General features: G+C 72.2%; 17 protein-coding genes. 10 read left to right on the forward strand and 7 right to left on the reverse strand.

Annotated elements, in window-relative coordinates:
* Positions 1–23: 23 nt before the first annotated feature.
* From B9O00_RS02020 to B9O00_RS02030, 3 genes are all read right to left on the reverse strand, one after another.
* Positions 24–1301 carry a hypothetical protein gene (locus tag B9O00_RS02020; protein ID WP_143596121.1) on the reverse strand — a complete coding sequence of 426 codons (1278 nt, stop codon included), beginning with the start codon at positions 1299–1301 and terminating at the stop codon, positions 24–26.
* Positions 1302–1368: 67 nt separating this feature from the next.
* On the reverse strand, positions 1369–2604 hold the full coding sequence (glcE, locus tag B9O00_RS02025; RefSeq protein ID WP_085120749.1) for a glycolate oxidase subunit GlcE: 1236 nt from the start codon (positions 2602–2604) through the stop codon (positions 1369–1371).
* Between the two features lie 13 nt (positions 2605–2617).
* A complete protein-coding gene (locus B9O00_RS02030) occupies positions 2618–4108 on the reverse strand; it encodes an FAD-linked oxidase C-terminal domain-containing protein (RefSeq protein WP_085120750.1) in 1491 nt (496 codons plus the stop codon).
* A 224-nt stretch (positions 4109–4332) separates the two neighbouring features.
* Between B9O00_RS02030 and B9O00_RS02035 the strand changes: the two genes are divergently transcribed.
* Positions 4333–5310, forward strand: coding sequence for a calcium/sodium antiporter (locus B9O00_RS02035; RefSeq protein WP_085120751.1), 978 nt, complete (start codon positions 4333–4335; stop codon positions 5308–5310).
* Positions 5311–5351: 41 nt separating this feature from the next.
* On the opposite strand, the gene B9O00_RS02040 is transcribed toward B9O00_RS02035, so the two are convergent.
* Positions 5352–6161, reverse strand: a complete 810-nt coding sequence (locus B9O00_RS02040; RefSeq protein ID WP_159460063.1) for an FkbM family methyltransferase — start codon at positions 6159–6161, stop codon at positions 5352–5354.
* 153 nt (positions 6162–6314) lie between these two features.
* Between B9O00_RS02040 and B9O00_RS02045 the strand changes: the two genes are divergently transcribed.
* The 5 genes from B9O00_RS02045 to B9O00_RS02065 all read left to right on the forward strand — a co-directional run bounded on the left by B9O00_RS02045 (position 6315) and on the right by B9O00_RS02065 (position 10046).
* On the forward strand, positions 6315–6509 hold the full coding sequence (locus B9O00_RS02045; protein WP_085120753.1) for a twin transmembrane helix small protein: 195 nt from the start codon (positions 6315–6317) through the stop codon (positions 6507–6509).
* A gap of 22 nt (positions 6510–6531) precedes the next feature.
* The gene (locus B9O00_RS02050; RefSeq protein WP_085120754.1) at positions 6532–7107 is read left to right on the forward strand and encodes a cob(I)yrinic acid a,c-diamide adenosyltransferase; all 576 of its coding nucleotides are present in this window, start codon (positions 6532–6534) and stop codon (positions 7105–7107) included.
* A gap of 185 nt (positions 7108–7292) precedes the next feature.
* On the forward strand, positions 7293–8042 hold the full coding sequence (locus B9O00_RS02055; RefSeq protein ID WP_085120755.1) for an electron transfer flavoprotein subunit beta/FixA family protein: 750 nt from the start codon (positions 7293–7295) through the stop codon (positions 8040–8042).
* Between the two features lie 80 nt (positions 8043–8122).
* On the forward strand, positions 8123–9073 hold the full coding sequence (locus B9O00_RS02060; protein ID WP_085120756.1) for an electron transfer flavoprotein subunit alpha/FixB family protein: 951 nt from the start codon (positions 8123–8125) through the stop codon (positions 9071–9073).
* A gap of 67 nt (positions 9074–9140) precedes the next feature.
* Positions 9141–10046: a 3-hydroxybutyryl-CoA dehydrogenase gene (locus B9O00_RS02065; protein WP_085120757.1), complete on the forward strand. Its 906-nt coding sequence runs from the start codon at positions 9141–9143 to the stop codon at positions 10044–10046.
* 99 nt (positions 10047–10145) lie between these two features.
* Here B9O00_RS02065 and B9O00_RS02070 read toward each other — a convergent pair whose 3' ends face one another.
* On the reverse strand, positions 10146–10505 hold the full coding sequence (locus B9O00_RS02070) for a hypothetical protein (protein WP_085120758.1): 360 nt from the start codon (positions 10503–10505) through the stop codon (positions 10146–10148).
* Between the two features lie 105 nt (positions 10506–10610).
* Positions 10611–11162: a TlpA family protein disulfide reductase gene (locus B9O00_RS02075; protein ID WP_218822765.1), complete on the reverse strand. Its 552-nt coding sequence runs from the start codon at positions 11160–11162 to the stop codon at positions 10611–10613.
* A gap of 30 nt (positions 11163–11192) precedes the next feature.
* On the opposite strand from B9O00_RS02075, the gene argH reads away from it, so the two are divergent.
* From argH to B9O00_RS02095, 4 genes are read left to right on the forward strand one after another with little or no spacing between them, the layout of a single operon-like run.
* Entirely contained in the window at positions 11193–12626 is a 1434-nt protein-coding gene (argH, locus tag B9O00_RS02080; protein ID WP_085120760.1) for an argininosuccinate lyase, read from the forward strand.
* A complete protein-coding gene (locus B9O00_RS02085; RefSeq protein ID WP_085120761.1) occupies positions 12623–12955 on the forward strand; it encodes a lipoprotein in 333 nt (110 codons plus the stop codon). The genes argH and B9O00_RS02085 overlap by 4 nt, the downstream gene beginning before the upstream one ends.
* 11 nt (positions 12956–12966) lie before the next feature.
* Positions 12967–14316 carry a diaminopimelate decarboxylase gene (gene lysA / locus B9O00_RS02090; protein ID WP_085121067.1) on the forward strand — a complete coding sequence of 450 codons (1350 nt, stop codon included), beginning with the start codon at positions 12967–12969 and terminating at the stop codon, positions 14314–14316.
* A 52-nt stretch (positions 14317–14368) separates the two neighbouring features.
* Positions 14369–16936: a TIGR02302 family protein gene (locus tag B9O00_RS02095; protein WP_159460064.1), complete on the forward strand. Its 2568-nt coding sequence runs from the start codon at positions 14369–14371 to the stop codon at positions 16934–16936.
* A gap of 33 nt (positions 16937–16969) precedes the next feature.
* On the opposite strand, the gene B9O00_RS02100 is transcribed toward B9O00_RS02095, so the two are convergent.
* Positions 16970–17353, reverse strand: coding sequence for a response regulator (locus B9O00_RS02100; protein ID WP_085120763.1), 384 nt, complete (start codon positions 17351–17353; stop codon positions 16970–16972).
* Positions 17354–17426: the final 73 nt, after the last annotated feature.

Raw genomic sequence — 17426 nt, forward strand, 5'->3', positions numbered from 1 at the left:
GCTCCAGGTTCCGGGACGGCCGGTCAGCCGTGGGCCGTGTCCTGGCGATAGGTCTCGATCGCCTGGTGCAGCCGGCCCATCGCCGACTCGACCAGGCGCCGGACGTCGCTGCCGCCGGGATCGCTGCGGTAGGCGACGACGAGCAGCTGCTCGTACTTCTCGAGATAGGTCTCCAGCGCGGCGTCGCCGCCGACCATGGCGAGCTGCTGGCGCAGGGCCGCGCGGTCGGCCGCCTGGAAATCCCGGGCCAGCAGCTGGAAGAAGGCCTCGTCGGCGCCGCCGTTGAGGGCCGCCAGGGCGCGGTCGTAGTCCTGGGGCGACGAGAGGATCGAGGCGAGATCCATGGCGATCGCGTTGAGCTCGCGCTCGACCCGCGATTCGTAGTCGGCGAGCTGCTCGGGCGACAGCGCCTTGTTCGGCACCTCCGAGGGCGGCCGATAGGTCGGCGACAGTGCCTCGAGCCGCGGCGCGTTGGGCGCCGCACGCGGCGGTCGGTGCGGCTCCAGCTCGTCGGACAGCGGCTCCGGGCTGGTGTCGTGATCGCCGGGGTCCGGTTCCGGCAGGCGGGCCCGCGGCGGCTGGGCCGGCGCCGCCTCGGGAGCCCGCGACGGCACGGCACGCGGCGGCGCATCGACCGGACGCGGTCCGGCGGGCGGCGGCTCCGGCCGTGCCGCGGAGCCCTCCTGGCCGTTCGGTGCCCGGCGCGCATGCCAGTCTTCCTGGCCGCGCCGCGCATCGAAGGCCGCATGGCGCTCCCGTGCGGCCGCGCCGGCGGAGGCGTAGGCCTGCGGCGCAGCGGACGCGGGCGTGTGATAGGCCGGCTGCTCCGGGTCCGGCCAGCCGGGCCTGGTGGACTCCGGCGGCAGCGGGTCGAGAGTCGAGAAGGCGACCCGCTTCGGCGCGCGCGCCGGCGGGGCCGCCGGCCGCTCTTCCGGCTCCGGCTCCGGCGTCTCGCGCCAGGCCTCGGTCAGCGCATCCTCCTGCCAGGGCTCCGCGGGCGGCATCTGCACCCCCCCCTGCGCCCGCTCGCGCGCCCGCTGGAGCGGGTAGCTCGGCGCCTGCACGGGTCCGGCGCCGTATTCGAAGATCAGCTCCTGCAGGCGCAGGACCCGGCGCTGCAGCCGGATCAGCCAGAGCACCATCCAGATCAGCATGATCGGCACCAGGAACAGCAGGCCGAGGGCCGGCCAGCCGGACAGGCCGAACTCCTCGACGTTCCTGAGGCCGTTCGGCAGGAGGCCGAGCGCGACCAGCAGCCAGAGCGCGGTCAGGACGAGGCCGAGCAGGAGATAACGCAACACCGACCCCATCACAGTCCCTCGATCGCGGCCCGGCAGGTCGTCGTCGGGCAGGTCATGGCTCGGCGGATCACAGCTCCGGGACCATGCGGCCGGGATTGAGGATCCGCCGGGGATCGAAGCCTTCCTTGACGCGCCGGCTCAAGGCCGCGCGGGCCGCGTCGAGCGGCTGGAAGACGGGCACGGCCAGACGCACCCGCGCCGGCGCGCGCAGCAGCGTGGCATGCCCGCCGACCGTCGCGACCGCACCGCGCACGCGAACCTCCTCAGCCGTCCCGCCGGCCGCCGTCCCCAACCACAGCAGCCCGCCTCCCCAGTCGAAATAGTGCAGCATCTCCGGAAGATCCGCCAGGGTTGCGGCGACCTTCGGCCCCTCGCTCGGCGCCACCGAGATGCGCCAGACCGCGAGCTCGGGGCGCACGACGAAGGGCGCCAGCTCGGCGATCTCGCGCCACAACGTCCGGCTGCGCTGGCTGTGCAGTTCCTCCTGCGCCGCCGCCGCCGGCCCGCCGGCCGCCAGCGCCTCGCGCAGCGCCGCGCAGCGCGCCTCGACCGAGGGGCCGTGACCCTCCAGGCGGATCGCGGTGACGGCCGTGCCGGCGCCGGCGACGAAGTCGACCGACGAGCCGGCGGCGACCGCGGCCGGCAGATGCGCCGCGCCAGAGACCTCGTGGGGCGAGCCGAGCGCGGCCGACAGCGCGGCGACCGCCGCCGCGTCGTCGAGGCCGAACAGCAGGACCGTGCGCTGCTTCTCCGGCGCCGGCAGCACCTTGACCGTCACGTCGGTCATGACCGCGAGCGTGCCGAAGGAGCCGGCCAGCAGCTTCGGCAGGTCGTAGCCGGTGACGTTCTTCATGACCCGGCCGCCCGACTTGAAGCGCTCGCCGCGGCCCGAGACCGCCTGGAAGCCGAGGAAGTGGTCGCGCGCCGCGCCCGCGTTGATGCGCCGCGGGCCCGAGAGGTTGGCCGCGATCGTGCCGCCGAGCGTGCCGGCGCCGGCCGGCCGGCCGAAAAAGGGCGCGAGGTCCGGCGGCTCGAAGGCGAGCTCCTGGCGGGCATCCTCCAGCGCCGCGCGGATCTCGGACAGGGCCGTGCCGGCCTTGGCCGAGAGCACCAGCTCGCCCGGCTCGTAGAGCGTGATGCCCGAGAGGCCGCTGAGGTCGAGGTCGCGCTCGCACTGCAGGGGCCGGCCGAAGCTGCGCTTGCTGCCCTGGCCGACGATCTCGAGCGGCACCTCCTCGGCGCTCGCCCAGGCGACGGCCTCCAGCACCTGGGCATCGTCCGTCGGCTTCCAGGAATCGCTCATGCCGGGACCGGTCCTAGAAGCGCGGCAGGTCGGGAAACGGCAGCTTGCCGTGGTGCACGTGCAGGCGGCCCAGCTCGGCGCAGCGGTGCAGCTGCGGGAAGACCTTGCCGGGGTTGAGCAGCTGGTCGGGATCGAAGGCGCATTTCAGACGCTGCTGCTGCTTGAGGTCGGTCTCGTCGAACATCGCGCCCATCAGGTCGCGCTTCTCGACGCCGACGCCGTGCTCGCCGGTCAACACGCCGCCGACCTCGACGCAGAGCTTCAGGATCTCGGCGCCGAAGGCCTCGGTGCGCGCCAGCTCGTCGGGCTTGTTGGCGTCGTAGAGGATCAGCGGATGCAGGTTGCCGTCGCCGGCATGGAACACGTTGGCGACCCTGAGGCCGTAGCGCTCGCTCATCTCGCGCATCCGCGCCAGGACCTCGGGCAGGCGGTTGCGCGGGATCGTGCCGTCCATGCAGAGGTAGTCCGGCGAGATCCGGCCGACCGCCGGGAAGGCGTTCTTGCGGCCCGACCAGAAGGCCTCGCGCTCCGCCTCGCCGGCCGAGGCGCGGTGGTAGGTCGCACCCTGCTGCCGGGCGATCGCGTCGACCCGCTCGATCAGGTGCTCGACCTCGGCCTCGGGGCCGTCCAGCTCGACGATCAGCAGCGCCTCGACGTCGAGCGGGTAGCCGGCGTGCACGAAGGCCTCGGTGGCGTGGATCGCCGGCTTGTCCATCATCTCCATGCCGCCCGGGATGATGCCGGCGGCGATGATCTCGGCGACGCAGTCGCCGGCCTGCTCGCTGCTCGGGAAGCCGAGCAGCAGGGCGCGCGCCGTCGCCGGCTTCCTGAGGATGCGCACCGTGACTTCGGTGACGATGCCGAGCAGCCCCTCGGAGCCGGTGACCACGCCGAGCAGGTCGTAGCCCTCGGCGTCCAGGTGCTTGCCGCCGAAGCGGACCACCGTGCCGTCCATCAGCACGAACTCGACGCCGAGCACGTTGTTGGTCGTCAGGCCGTACTTCAGGCAGTGCACGCCGCCCGAGTTCTCGGCGATGTTGCCGCCGATCGAGCAGGCGATCTGGCTGGAGGGATCGGGCGCGTAGTAGAAGCCCTCGGCTTCGACCGCCCGGGTGATGCCCAGGTTGGTGACCCCCGGCTGGGTCACGACGCAGCGGTTGGGATAGTCGACCTCGAGGATCCGGTTGAGCTTCGACAGGCCGAGCGTGATGCCGTCGGCGAGCGGCAGCGCGCCGCCCGACAGCCCGGTGCCGGCGCCGCGCGGCACGATCTTGATGCCCTCGTCGTGGCAGTAGCGCAGCACCGCCGAGACCTCGGCGGTCGAGCTCGGCAGCACGACGATCATCGGGATCTGGCGATAGGCCGTCAGGCCGTCGGTCTCATAGGCGCGCAGCTCGTCTTCGTCGAAGATCACGCCGCCCGGCCCCGGCACCAGGGTCCGCAGCGTCTCGACGATCGCGCGCTTGCGCGCGATGACCGCGCCGTCCGGCTCGGGCATCCGCATCCGCTGTCTCCTCCCTCGTCGGCGGCGCCGCGCCGCACGCGCCCCAAGCCGCCGGCAAGTGGTATTACCACTTCCTTCGGGCATTATGGGAGGGCCTCCGGCGAGGGTCAACGGCGCCACCCGGCCGCGCCCGGCCTTGCAATCGGCCCTCGTCGACCTGATGTCACGGGCTGTTGTCTCGGCGCGGCCAGCGCCACCACCCGGCGACGGCACAGCGGAGCGCGATGATCTACCTCGAACTGCTGATCGGCTTCGCGCTGCTGCTCGCCGGCGGCGAGTTCCTGGTGCGCGGCGCGGTCGCCGTGGCCCGCCGCCTCGAGGTCTCGCCGCTGCTGGTCGGCATCATCCTGGTCGGCTTCGGCACTTCGCTGCCGGAGCTGGTCGCCTCGGTCAAGGCGGCGCTGGCCGGCGCGCCGGGCATCGCCATCGGCAACGTCGTCGGCTCCAACATCTGCAACATCCTGCTGATCCTCGGCGCCACGGCGGTGATCTATCCCGTGGCCTGCCCGCGCGGCGCCCTGCTGCGCGACGGCTCGATGGTCGTCGCCGCCAGCGTGCTGGTCATCGCGCTCTGCTATTCCGGCTGGCTCGACCGCTCGGAGGGGCTGATCCTGGTCGTGCTGGTCGTGGTCTACGCGGTCGGCTCCTACCTGATCGATCGACGCAGCCAGAACGCCGCCCGCACGATCCACGAGGCCGAGGTCGAGCTGGTCGAGCCGCTGGCCGGCTCCCTGTGGACCGGTCTGGCGGTCACCGCCGGCGGCATCGCCGCGGTCATCCTGGGCGCCGAGCTGCTGGTCGACGCGGCGATCGAGCTGGCCGAGGCCTTCGGGGTCGACGACACCGTCGTCGGCCTGACCGTCGTCGCCCTCGGCACCTCGCTGCCCGAGCTGGCGACCGGCCTGGTCGCCGCCTTCCGCAAGCAGTCCGACATCGCGCTCGGCAACGTGCTCGGCTCGAACACCTTCAACCTGCTCGGCATCCTGGGCACGACCGCCCTGATCAAGCCGATCCCGATCCCGGCCTCGCTGCTCGGCTTCGATCTCTGGGCGATGCTCGGCGCGACCCTGCTGCTGTTCGTCGCAGCGGTCACCGGCTGGCGCATCAACCGCCAGGAGGGCGTGCTGTTCTTGGCGCTCTACGTCGGCTACATCGTGATCCTGGTCTCGCCGGGCCTGCACAGCGCCCTCGAGATGCACTGAGCGGCTGGGGCGGCGGGGCCCGGAGCAGACGGCGATCGGGCCTAGCGCAGGGCCTCGACCGCGAGCGGCCCTTCGGACGGCAGCGCCAGCAGGTTCCAGGCCTCGCCGCGATCCGGCTGCAGCGTCCGCGCATCGTAGAGCCGGTAGCCCGCGGCCCGCAGCAGGGCCACCGTCTCGTCGCGCCGGGCCGAGACCTCGAGCAGCAGCACCGGCCGGACCTCCGACAGCAGGCGCGGCGCGCCGCGCAGCGCCGGCAGCTCGCCGCCCTCGATGTCGAGCTTGACCAGGTCGGGCGGCTGGCGTCCGTCGAGCAGGTCATCGAGGCGCAGCGTCTCGACCTCGATGACCGGCACGGCCATGCCGTAGTGCAGGGTCACGAAGGGCACGAGACCCTCGGCTTCGAGCCCGCCCGTGGCGCCGGTCACCGGATCGCTCTGGAAGCGCTGCCGCCCGGTGCGCTCCGCGACCGCCGCGGCGACGATCTCGACCCGCTCGAGCCGCTGGTCGCGCAGGGTCCGGCGCAGGCAGGCGAGGTTGCCCGGATCCGGCTCGACCGCAAGGGCCTCGGCCTCGGGGCGGCGCCCGACGAAGTCGAAGAGATAGAGGCCGACGTTCGCGCCGACGTCCCAGAGGCAGCGCGTCCGCTGCAGCGCGACCAGCCGGCCGAACAGCGCACGCTCCTCGGGCTCGGACCGGCGGCTGGCGAGCAGCAGCGAGAGATTGGGGCCGAGCCTCAGCCAGATCGGGAAGGCGAGGCCCGGCAGGCGCCGGCGCACCGGCCGGTCGAGCCACGCGGCCAGACGTCGCACGGCGGCGAGGCGCCTGAGGCGGAACAGCGGATGCCAGGCCATCGACCGATCACCCCTCTGGCGGCGCCTCGGCCGGCCCTGCGCACGACCGCGCGCACGGCCCTGGGCCGCCGGGCGCATTTCGGCGAGCGGGGCCTCGCCGGGCAAGCGGAAAATCGCTGGCAGCGCTGCTGCGCCTGCCTATATCGTGGCCCCATGAGCTTCATGATAGTCCTCGTCGCGATCGCCATGCTGGTGACGCTCGGCATCCTCTTCACCGGCCTGTTCTCCATGGCGAGGGGCGGCGAGTTCAACCGCAAGTACGGCAACAAGCTGATGCGCGCGCGCGTGATCGCCCAGGCGGTGGCGCTGGTGCTGTTCGCCATCGCGATGCTGACCGCCGGCCGCTGAGCCGCACGGCCGTCCCCGCCCCATGGTCCAGCTGACGCGCATCTACACCGGCGGCGGCGACAAGGGCCGCACCTCGCTGTCCAGCGGCAAGCGCGTCGCCAAGCACGACCTCCGGGTCGAGGCCTACGGCACGGTCGACGAGGCCAACGCCACGCTCGGCCTGGTCCGCCTGCACACCGGTGCGCCCGAGGACGCCGAGCTGGACGCCCTGCTCGGCCGCATCCAGAACGACCTCTTCGACCTCGGCGCCGACCTCGCGACGCCCGAGGTCGAGAACCCGGAATACCCGCCGCTGCGCATCCTCGCCGGCCAGGCGACCTGGCTGGAGCAGCAGATCGACGGCTACAACGCCGGGCTCGAGCCGCTGAAGTCCTTCGTCCTGCCGGGCGGCTCGGCAGCGGCGGCGCACCTGCACCTGGCGCGCACCGTGGTGCGGCGCGCCGAGCGCGAGACGACCCGCCTCGCCGAGCGGGACGCGATCAATCCCGAGGTCGTCCGCTACCTCAACCGCCTGTCGGATCTGCTGTTCGTGCTGGCCCGCCATGCCAACGGCCGCGGCGCCGCCGACGTCCTCTGGGTGCCTGGTCAGCATCGGTAGAAAAAGCTTCTTGAACAAGGACTTGGCCGCTGGCCAGCGGCAATTGACAGCGTTTCGCCATCTACCTATTGTGCGGTTGCACAAATAACGGCGGCGTGAAGCCGCCATCACCAGCTCTCACTTTCGGGATGGTGACGGGGCCTCCGCCCCGCCTGCTCCCTCCGGCGGATGGAATCGAACGCAGCATGAAAGTCCTGGTCGCGGTGAAGCGCGTCATCGACGCCTACGTCAAGGTTCGCGTCAAGTCCGACGGTTCCGGCGTCGAGACGCAGAACGTCAAGATGTCGATGAACCCCTTCTGCGAGATCGCCGTCGAAGAGGCGGTGCGGCTGAAGGAGGCCGGCGTCGCCACCGAGATCGTCGCGGTCTCCTGCGGCCCGCAGCAGAGCCAGGAGACGATCCGCACGGCGCTCGCCATGGGGGCCGACCGCGGCATCCTGGTGCAGTCCGACGAGGCGCTCGAGCCGCTGGCCATCGCCAAGATCCTCAAGGCAGTGGTCGACAAGGAGCAGCCCGAGCTGGTGCTGCTCGGCAAGCAGGCGGTCGACAACGACTTCGGCCAGACCGGCCAGATGCTCTCGGCGCTGCTCGGCTGGAGCCAGGCGACCTACGCCAGCAAGATCCAGAAGGCCGACGGCGAGCTGACCGTGACCCGCGAGATCGACGGCGGCCTGGAGACCATCAAGGTCAAGCTGCCGGCGATCGTGACCGCCGACCTGCGCCTCAACGAGCCGCGCTACGCCAGCCTGCCGAACATCATGAAGGCGAAGAAGAAGCCGATCGACACGATGAGCCCGGCCGATCTCGGCGTCGACGCCGCGCCGCGCCTCAGCGTCGTCAAGGTCACCGAGCCGCCGGCGCGCCAGGCCGGCGTCAAGGTCGGCAGCGTCGCCGAGCTGGTCGACAAGCTGAAGAACGAAGCCAAGGTCATCTGAGGAGGCCGCCGGGCGCAGCGCCCCCGGCGCCGCCGTCCCACCTCAAGCCCCCGCCTTCAAGCAAGCCATAGGGCCGTCACATGAGCATCCTGGTCTACGCCGAGCACGACAACGCCTCGATCAAGCCGGTCACCCTGAACGTCGTGGCCGCGGCCAAGGCGATCGCCGCCAAGGCCGGCGGCGAGATCCACGTCCTGGTCGCCGGCAGCGACTGCGCCGCCGCCGCCGCCGAGGCCGCGAAGATCGAGGGCGTCGCCAAGGTGCTGAAGGCCGACGCGCCGGAGTACGGCGCCAAGCTGGCCGAGAACGTTGCCCCGCTGCTGGTCAAGCTGGCCGGGGGCTACGACTACATCCTGGCGCCGACCACGACCGGCGGCCGCAACGTGCTGCCGCGCGCCGCGGCGCTGCTCGACGTCCAGGGCATCTCGGACATCAGCGAGGTCGTCGAGGCCGACACCTTCGTGCGGCCGATCTATGCCGGCAACGCACTGGCGACGGTCAAGTCGTCCGACGCCAAGAAGCTGATCACCGTGCGCGGCACGGCCTTCGACGCCGTCGCTGCCGAGGGCGGCAGCGCCGCGGTCGAGGAGGTCGGCTCGGCCGGCGACGCGGGCCTGTCCAGCTTCGTCGGCCAGGAGCTGACCAAGTCGGAGCGGCCGGAGCTGACCAGCGCGCGGGTCATCATCTCCGGCGGCCGCGGCATGCAGTCCGGCGACAACTTCGCGATGCTCGAGCGCATCGCCGACAAGCTCGGCGCGGCGGTCGGCGCCAGCCGTGCGGCGGTCGACGCGGGCTTCGTGCCGAACGACTACCAGGTCGGCCAGACCGGCAAGGTCGTGGCGCCCGAGCTCTACATCGCGGTCGGCATCTCCGGTGCCATCCAGCACCTGGCCGGCATGAAGGACTCCAAGGTCATCGTTGCGATCAACAAGGACGAGGAGGCGCCGATCTTCCAGGTTGCCGACTACGGCCTGGTCGCCGACCTGTTCCAGGCCGTGCCGGAACTCGAGGCCGAGCTCTCGAAGGCCTGAGCCGGAGCGCGCCGCCCGACCACCAGCCGGCCGCCCGTCGGCCAGACAGCAAAGAGACCCCTCCGCCATGTCCGACCAGAGCAACGCGCCACTGCCCGCCGAGATCAAGACCATCGGCATCATCGGCGCGGGCCAGATGGGCAGCGGCATCGCCCATGTCTGCGCCCTCTCCGGCTACGACGTCGTGCTCCAGGACCTGGGCCAGGCGCAGCTCGACAAGGCGGTCGAGGGCATCGACCACAACCTCGACCGGCAGGCCAAGCGCGGCAAGATCAGCGAGGCCGACAAGGCCGCCACGCTGGCGCGCATCTCGACGGCGACCGAGCTCTCCGCCTTCGGCGGCTGCGAGCTGGTCATCGAGGCGGCGACCGAGAACGAGGAGATCAAGCGCTCGATCTTCCAGAAGCTCTGCCCGGTGCTGCGGGAAGACGCGCTGATCTGCACCAACACCTCGTCGATCTCGGTGACGCGCCTGGCCTCGGTCACCGACCGTCCGGCCCGCTTCATGGGCATGCACTTCATGAACCCGGTGCCGGTGATGCAGCTGGTCGAGCTGATCCGCGGCATCGCGACCGACGAGAAGGTCTTCTCGACGATCCGCGAACTGACCGTGAAGCTGGGCAAGCAGCCGGTCGCCGCCGAGGACTTCCCGGCCTTCATCGTCAACCGCATCCTGCTGCCGATGATCAACGAGGCAGTCTACACGCTCTACGAGGGCGTCGGCTCGGTGACCGCGATCGACACGGCGATGCGGCTCGGCGCCAACCACCCGATGGGCCCGCTCGAGCTGGCCGACTTCATCGGCCTCGACACCTGCCTCGCGGTCATGCACGTGCTGCACGACGGCCTCGCCGACACCAAGTACCGGCCCTGCCCGCTGCTGGTGAAGTACGTCGAGGCCGGCTGGGTCGGCCGCAAGTCCGGCCGCGGCTTCTACGACTACAGCACCGAGACCCCGGTCCCGACGCGCTGAGCGCCCCTGCGGCCCGCCCCGTCCGACTTCTCTCGGCAAAGCCGCCGGGCCGACGGCAGCGCCGCCGGCCCGGAGCGTCACGTCAGCTCATCCGAGCGGTCAGCTCAGGACCTCCCAGTTGACGTTGTACTCGCAGTTGGTCGTCCCGCCGCCGATGACCACCTCCTCACCGGCAGGCACGATGAAGGGGCCGCCGCAGACCGAGGCGCTGCCCCTGGCGGTCGAGGTCGCCCAGGCGAGGGCATGGACGAGGAAGGCGTTGGAGCTGCGCAGGTAGCAGCCGACCTTGCCCTGCCCCACCTCCGCGAGCGCCATCATGCTCGCGCACACCACGAGGACGCCCGCGGTGTTGTCCTGGGCCGAGACCAGGGTGACTTCCGAGCCCGTGGCCCCGGCGGCGATGTGCTGGGAGCCGAGGGTCGGGACGCTGTAGTTCGCGAGGACCGAATTGCACGACATGGCTGATGCCTCCTATTCCCGTGCTAGTAAACATAACGGGAACAAAATGACCTGCATCCCGCCGCGTCGCATCCCGCGATCCCTCGGTGGACGACTGCCGGCGGGTCAGTGCTTCTTCAGGGCCTGCAGCAACCGCTTCGCCTCCGGCGAGTCCCACTCGGCACCGCCCTCGATCTCGCCGACCGGGATGCCGTCGGGGCCGATCAGGATGGTCGTCGGCATCACCTTGATGCCGAAGTGGCGCGCCAGCCTGCCGTCCGGATCGCTGTAGCGCGCCAGCGTCGAGAGCCCCTTGCCCGCATAGAAGGGATCGACCACGGCGAAGCCGCCGCGGTCCTCGGACAGCGCCACCACGACGATCCCCTCGCCGCCGAGGTCGCCCTGCAGCCGGTCGAGCGACGGCATCTCGGCGACGCAGGGCGGGCACCAGGTCGCCCAGAAGTTCAGCACCACGACCTTGCCGGCGAAGTCCTTGAGGCTGACGTCCCGGATCATGCCGTCGAGCCGCTGCTTGAAGGGCAGATCGGGCACCGGCCTGGCATGCTCGTAGATGACGTAGCCGTCGGCCAGCGAGCCGCTCGCCGCGGCGGCCGGCCCCGGCGCGAGCGGCGCCAGCAGCAGCGCCGCGACGGCGAGCATGCGAAGAGGCTTTCTCAAGGGCCGCGTCATCCGTTAAACCTCCTCGTCATGAGCGCCATCAAGCCGACCGAGACCGCCGCTTCGCCCCGGACCGCCGGGAGCGCGGCGAACAGCATGTGGGGCGGCCGCTTCGCCGGCGGCGCCGACCGCGTGATGGAGGCGATCAACGCCTCGATCGACATCGACCGCCGCTTCTATCGCCAGGACATCCGCGCCAGCCAGGCCCATGCCGCGATGCTGGTCGCCCAGGGCATCGTCTCGGCCGAAGATGGCGCGGCCATCCACCGGGGTCTAGACCAGGTGCTGGCGGAAATCGAGGAGGGCCGCTTCACCTTTTCGCGCGCGCTCGAAGACATCCACATGAACGTCGAGGCGCGCCTCAAGGAGATCGTCGGCGAGCCGGCCGGCCGTCTGCACACGGCGCGCTCGCGCAACGACCAGGTCGCGACCGACTTCCGCCTCTGGGTGCGCGACGCGCTCGACGGGCTCGACGAGCGGCTGCGCGACCTGCAGGCCGCGCTCATCGGCCGCGCCGAGCAGGAGGCCGGCACGCTGATGCCGGGCTACACCCACCTGCAGGCGGCCCAGCCGGTGACCTTCGGCCACCACCTGCTGGCCTATGTCGAGATGCTCGGGCGCGACCGCGGGCGCCTCGCCGACTGCCGCGAGCGGCTCAACGAGTCGCCGCTCGGCGCCGCGGCGCTGGCCGGCACCTCCTTCCCGATCGACCGCGAGGCGACCGCCCGCGCGCTCGGCTTCGACCGGCCGATGGCCAACTCGATCGACGCCGTCTCGGACCGCGACTTCGCCCTGGAGTTCCTCTCGGCGCTCTCGATCCTGGCCGTGCACCTGTCGCGCTTCGCCGAGGAGCTGGTGCTCTGGTGCTCCGAGGGCTTCCGCTTCGTCGGGCTCAGCGACGCCTTCACGACTGGCAGCTCGATCATGCCGCAGAAGCGCAACCCCGACGCCGCCGAGCTGGTGCGCGGCAAGGCCGGACGGGTGATCGGCGACCTCAACGCCCTGCTGATCGTGATGAAGGGCCTGCCGCTGACCTACGGCAAGGACATGCAGGAGGACAAGGAGCCGGTGTTCGACGCCGTCGACACGCTCGACCTCTGCATCGCCGCGACCGCCGGCATGGTGCGCGACCTCGCGGTCGACCGCGAGCGCATGCGCAAGGCCCTGTCGGCCGGCTTCATCACCGCGACCGACCTCGCCGACTGGCTGGTCCGCGAGCTCGGGCTGCCGTTCCGCGAAGCCCATCACGTCACCGGCAGCCTGGTCGCCAAGGCGGAGGCCGCCGGCTGCGACCTGGCTGCCCTGCCGCTCGCCGAGCTGCGCTCGGTAGAGCCGCGCATCCACGAGGGAGTGCTGAGCGTGCTGACACCCGAACAGGCCGTGGCGAGCCGCGTCTCGCTGGGCGGCACGGCGCCGGAGCGCGTGCGCGAAGCCGCCGCCGCCGCCCGGGAGCGCTGGCTGTGACGCGCCCCGCCCCGCTCCGGAACGCCCCGCTCCGGACTGCCCCGCTCCGGACTGCCCCGCTCCGGACCGGCCTGCTCTGCGCCGGCCTGGTCTGCCTGGCGCTGCTCGCCGCCTGCGGCCGGAAGGGCGACCTCAGGCCACCGCTCGGCGAGCACACGGCCTACAGCTGGCCGAAGCAGTATCCGGCTCCCGACACCGTGGTGCCGCCGCTGTCGAAGGAAGCCGAGGTGAACAGCGGGCTGGAGCCGCGCAGCGGCTTCAAGCAGCCCGAGACGCTGCCGCGCTGGAACGGAAGCCGCACGACCACCACGGTCTATGGCAGCCAGTGAAGGGTGACCCGGTGAGCACGGTCCTCGAGAGCAGCGCCGGCGGCGCGGCCGACCCGGCCGAGGCCGCCTTCGTCTACCGCGACGGCGGCCTGCAGGCCGAGCAGGTGCCGCTGGCACGCATCGCCGAGGCGGTCGGCACGCCCTGCTACGTCTATGCCGGCGGCGCGATGCAGGCGACCTACCGGGCGCTCGCGTCGGCACTCGGGGCGGTCGGCCTGCCGACGACAATCTGCTACGCCGTCAAGGCCAACCCCCACGTCGCGGTGATCCGCGGCTTCGCGGCGCTCGGCGCCGGTGCCGACGTGGTCTCCGAGGGCGAGCTGCGCCGGGCGCTCGCCGCCGGCGTGCCGCCCGAGCGCATCGTCTTCGCCGGGGTCGGCAAGACCGAGGCCGAGATGGCCTTCGCGCTGGAGACCGGCATCCTGCAGTTCAACGCCGAATCGATCGACGAGCTGAAGGTGCTCGACGCGGTCGCCGGACGGCTCGGCCGCACGGCCCCCGTGGCGCTGCGCGTCAACCCCGACGTCGACGCGCGCACCCACGCCAAGATCGCGACCGGCAAGGCCGGCAACAAGTTCGGCATCGACATCGACCAGATGCCGGCGACGCTGGCGCTGCTGCGCGACCTGAAGAACCTGCGCCTCGACGGACTGGCGGTGCACATCGGCTCCCAGCTGGTCCACGCCGAGCCCTACGAGGCCGCCTTCGCGCGCCTCGCCGAGCTGGCCCGCGAGGTGCTCGCGGGGGGCTGGAGGCTGCGCCATCTCGACCTCGGCGGCGGCATGGGCATCCCCTACGGCCCGGCGCGGGACGGCCGCAGCGCCGCCCTGCCGCTCGACGCCTACGTCGCTGCGGTCAAGCGCACGGTCGGAAGCCTCGGCCTACCGCTGGTCTTCGAGCCGGGCCGCTACCTGGTCGGCAACGCCGGCCTGCTGCTGGCCCGCGTGCTCTACGTCAAGCAGGGCCGCTCGAAGCGCTTCGTGATCCTGGACGCGGCGATGAACGACCTGATCCGGCCGACGCTCTACGACGCCTGGCACGAGATCGTGCCGGTCGCCGAGCCGGCGCCAGGCGCGGCCCTCGAGCCGGTCGACGTGGTCGGGCCGATCTGCGAGAGCGGCGACATCTTCGCCCACGACCGCCTGCTGCCGCCGGTGGCGCCGGGCGACCTGATCGCGATCCTCTCCACGGGGGCCTATGGCGCCACCATGTCTTCGACCTATAATTCAAGACTGCCGGCACCCGAGGTGATGGTCAGAGGCGGCGACAGCGCGGTCATCAAGGCCCGTCCCGATCACGCCGCAATGATCGCCCAGGATCGGCTGCCGGCCTGGCTGGAGGAGTCCGGCCGGACGAGGTGACGGTGACGCGATACCAGAGGCGAGCCCCGAGAGCGGCAGAGCGAGCGACCAGGTGAGCGAACAGCGGCCCGACCGCTTCCGAACCGACCGACCCGGCGCCGACCGGACCCCGACGGCGGGCAGGCGCGCCCCGCGATCCGACGAGCAGCAGTCCGACCTTCCCCTGCGCGGCTACCGGCTGCGGCTCGCCCTGAGCCGGGCCGCGCTGTTCTGGGAGAGCCTCTGGCCGGCGCTCTTCCCCTTCGGCTGCGTCGTCGGCCTGTTCCTGGCGCTCGCCCTGATGGACCTGCTGTCGGATCTCGGCGGCTGGCTGCACCTGGCGGTTCTGGTCGGCTTCGCGCTCGCCGCGGCGGCCAGCCTGGCCTGGGCCGCCCGGCGCGTGCGCCTGCCGGGGCGCGAGGCGGCGCGGCGCCGGCTCGAGCGCGACAGCGGCGTCGCGCACCGGCCGCTGCAGGCGCTCGAGGACAGCCTGGCCACCGATCCGGCCGATCCCGATGCCCAGGCGCTGTGGCGCGCCCACCGGCGGCGCCTCGCCGAGCAGCTGCGGCGGCTGCGGGTCGCCCCGCCGGCCGCCGGCTGGGCCCGCGTCGACGGCTTCGCCCTGCGCGCCGCGGTCGGTCTGCTGCTGGTCATCGGCCTGGTCGTCGGCGGCGGCGACTGGCGCTTCCGCCTGTCGAGCGCGGTGACGCCCAGCCTCGGCGCCACCGAGGCCAGCCTGCCGACCCAGCTCGACGTCTGGCTCAACCCGCCGTCCTACACCGGCCAGCCGCCGCGCTATCTCGACCCGGCGAAGGCCGCGGACGGGACGATTGAGGTGCCGACCGGCAGCGCCCTGCTGGCCCAGGTCCAGGGCGGCCGCGGCGACGCGGTGATGAGCCTCGGCGGCGCCGAGACGCCGTTCCAGCGCTACGACGCCGGCAGCCTGCGCCTGCAGCGGTCGATCGAGACCGGCGCCGAGGCCAGCGACCTGCCGCTGGAGATCCGGCGCGGCGAGCGGACGCTCGGCGCCTGGACCCTGCACGTCCTGCCCGACCACGCGCCCTCGGTCGAGTACCTCAAGCCCCCGGCGCCGGCCCGCCGCGGTGCCCTGGAGCTGGCCTACCGGGCGGCCGACGACTACGGCCTGGTCGGTCTGCAGGCGGTCATCCGGCGCGTCGACAAGCCGGACGGCCCGCCGCTCAGCTTCGACCTCGGCCTGCCGAGCGGCGAGGTCAAGCAGAGCGAGGGCACGGCCTACCGGGACCTGACGCCCCATCCCTGGGCCGGCATCCCGGTCACGGTGCAGCTCGAGGCGCGCGACGCGACCGGCCAGACCGGCACCACGGAAGCCTTCCAGATGGTCATGCCGGAGCGCGTCTTTCAGCATCCGGTGGCGCGCCGCCTGATCGAGCTGCGCAAGCAGCTGACGCTGCACCCGGAGCAGCGCATGCCGGTGATCGAGGGGCTGACCGCGCTCAGCCGGCGGCCGGAGCACTTCGCCAACGACCTGGTCGTCGCCCTGGCGCTGGTCGTCGCCGAGCGCCGGCTGGTGCACGACCACGAGCCGACCGCGATCGGCGAGGTCCAGGAGCTGCTCTGGGACACCGCCCTGCACATCGAGGAGGGCGAGGTGGCGCTGGCCGAGCGCCGCCTGCGCAACCTGCAGCAGCAGCTGATGGACGCCCTGGAGAAGGGCGCGCCGGACGAGGAGATCGACCGGCTGATGAACGAGGTGCAGCAGGCGCTCGACGAGTTCCTGCGCCAGATGGCCGAGCAGGCCATGAAGCAGGCCGGCCAGCAGCCGCCCGCGGAGAACCAGCCGCTGCCGCCCGACGCCCAGGTGCTGCAGCGCGACGACCTGCAGAAGATGATCGAGCAGGCGCGCCAGCTGGCCAAGGCCGGCGACCGCGACAAGGCCCGCGAGCTGCTCGCCCAGCTGCAGCAGATGCTGGAGAACCTGCAGGCCATGCCGATGCAGCAGCGCATGAACCAGCAGGCCCAGAAGGCGCAGCAGATGATGCAGAGCCTGCAGGAGATGATGCGCCGGCAGCAGGAGCTGATGGACCGCAGCTTCCAGCGCTCGCAGCAGGGCAAGCGCCAGCAGCTGCAGCAGCCCGGCGACGGCAAGGACCAGGGCAAGGACCCCGGCCGCAGCTCGAACGCCGGCGACGCCCAGGACCAGGAGGCGCTGCGCCGCCAGCTCGGCGGCATGATGCGCAAGTTCGGCGACATGACCGGCGAGATCCCGCGCTCGCTCGGCCAGGCCGAGCAGTCGATGCGCGACGCCCGCGATGCCCTGAAGCAGGACCAGCCGGGCAACGCCGTGCAGCCGCAGGCCGACGCCCTCGACCAGCTGCAGCAGGGCCTGGAGACGATGCTGGAGAGCTTCGCGCAGCAGATGCGCAAGGGTCAGGGCAAGGAGGGCAACCAGGCCGGCGAGCGGCCCGGCGAGGGCCGCGACCCCTTCGGCCGCGGCCCCCAGGGCCAGGGCCTGGAGGGCAACGACCGGGTGCAGATCCCGACCGGCTCGGAGCTGCGCCGCGCCCGCGAGATCCTCGACGAGCTGCGCCGGCGCCGCGAGGAGGTCGACCGGCCTCCGGTCGAGCTCGACTACCTCGACCGCCTGCTCCGCCAGTTCTGAGCCGACAGGCCGCGGCCACAGGGCCGCGGCCGCTCAGCGCGGCGCGGTCATCTCGCGGCGCAGCCCGAGCGCCGACTCGGCGGCGTCGCAGATCTGCTTCAGGGTGAAGGGCTTGACCACGACCTCGGCGATCAGCTCGTCGAGATTGTGGGCGCGCTGGCGCTCAGCCGAATAGCCGGTCATCAGCAAGACCGGCAGGTCCGGGTGGTCGCGCGTCACCTTGAGCGCCAGGCCGATGCCGTCGAGGCCGGGCATGACGATGTCTGTGACCAGCAGGTCGAAGCTGTCGTCCTTCAGGCTCTCGAGCGCCTGCAGGCCGTCGTTGACCGCGGTCACCTGGAAGCCGCGCAACTCCAGCGCCCGGGTGACGAACGTCCGGACGGCTTCGTCGTCCTCGGCGACCAGGATGCGGACCATCGGCTGTTCCCAAGCGAACGGAGGACCGGAGCACCGGCCGGGCCGGCGGCGGGGGGCGGCCCCCAGGCCTGCC

Origin of the sequence: Tistlia consotensis USBA 355 (assembly GCF_900177295.1) — a bacterium.
Classification (GTDB): Bacteria; Pseudomonadota; Alphaproteobacteria; order Kiloniellales; family DSM-21159; genus Tistlia; species Tistlia consotensis.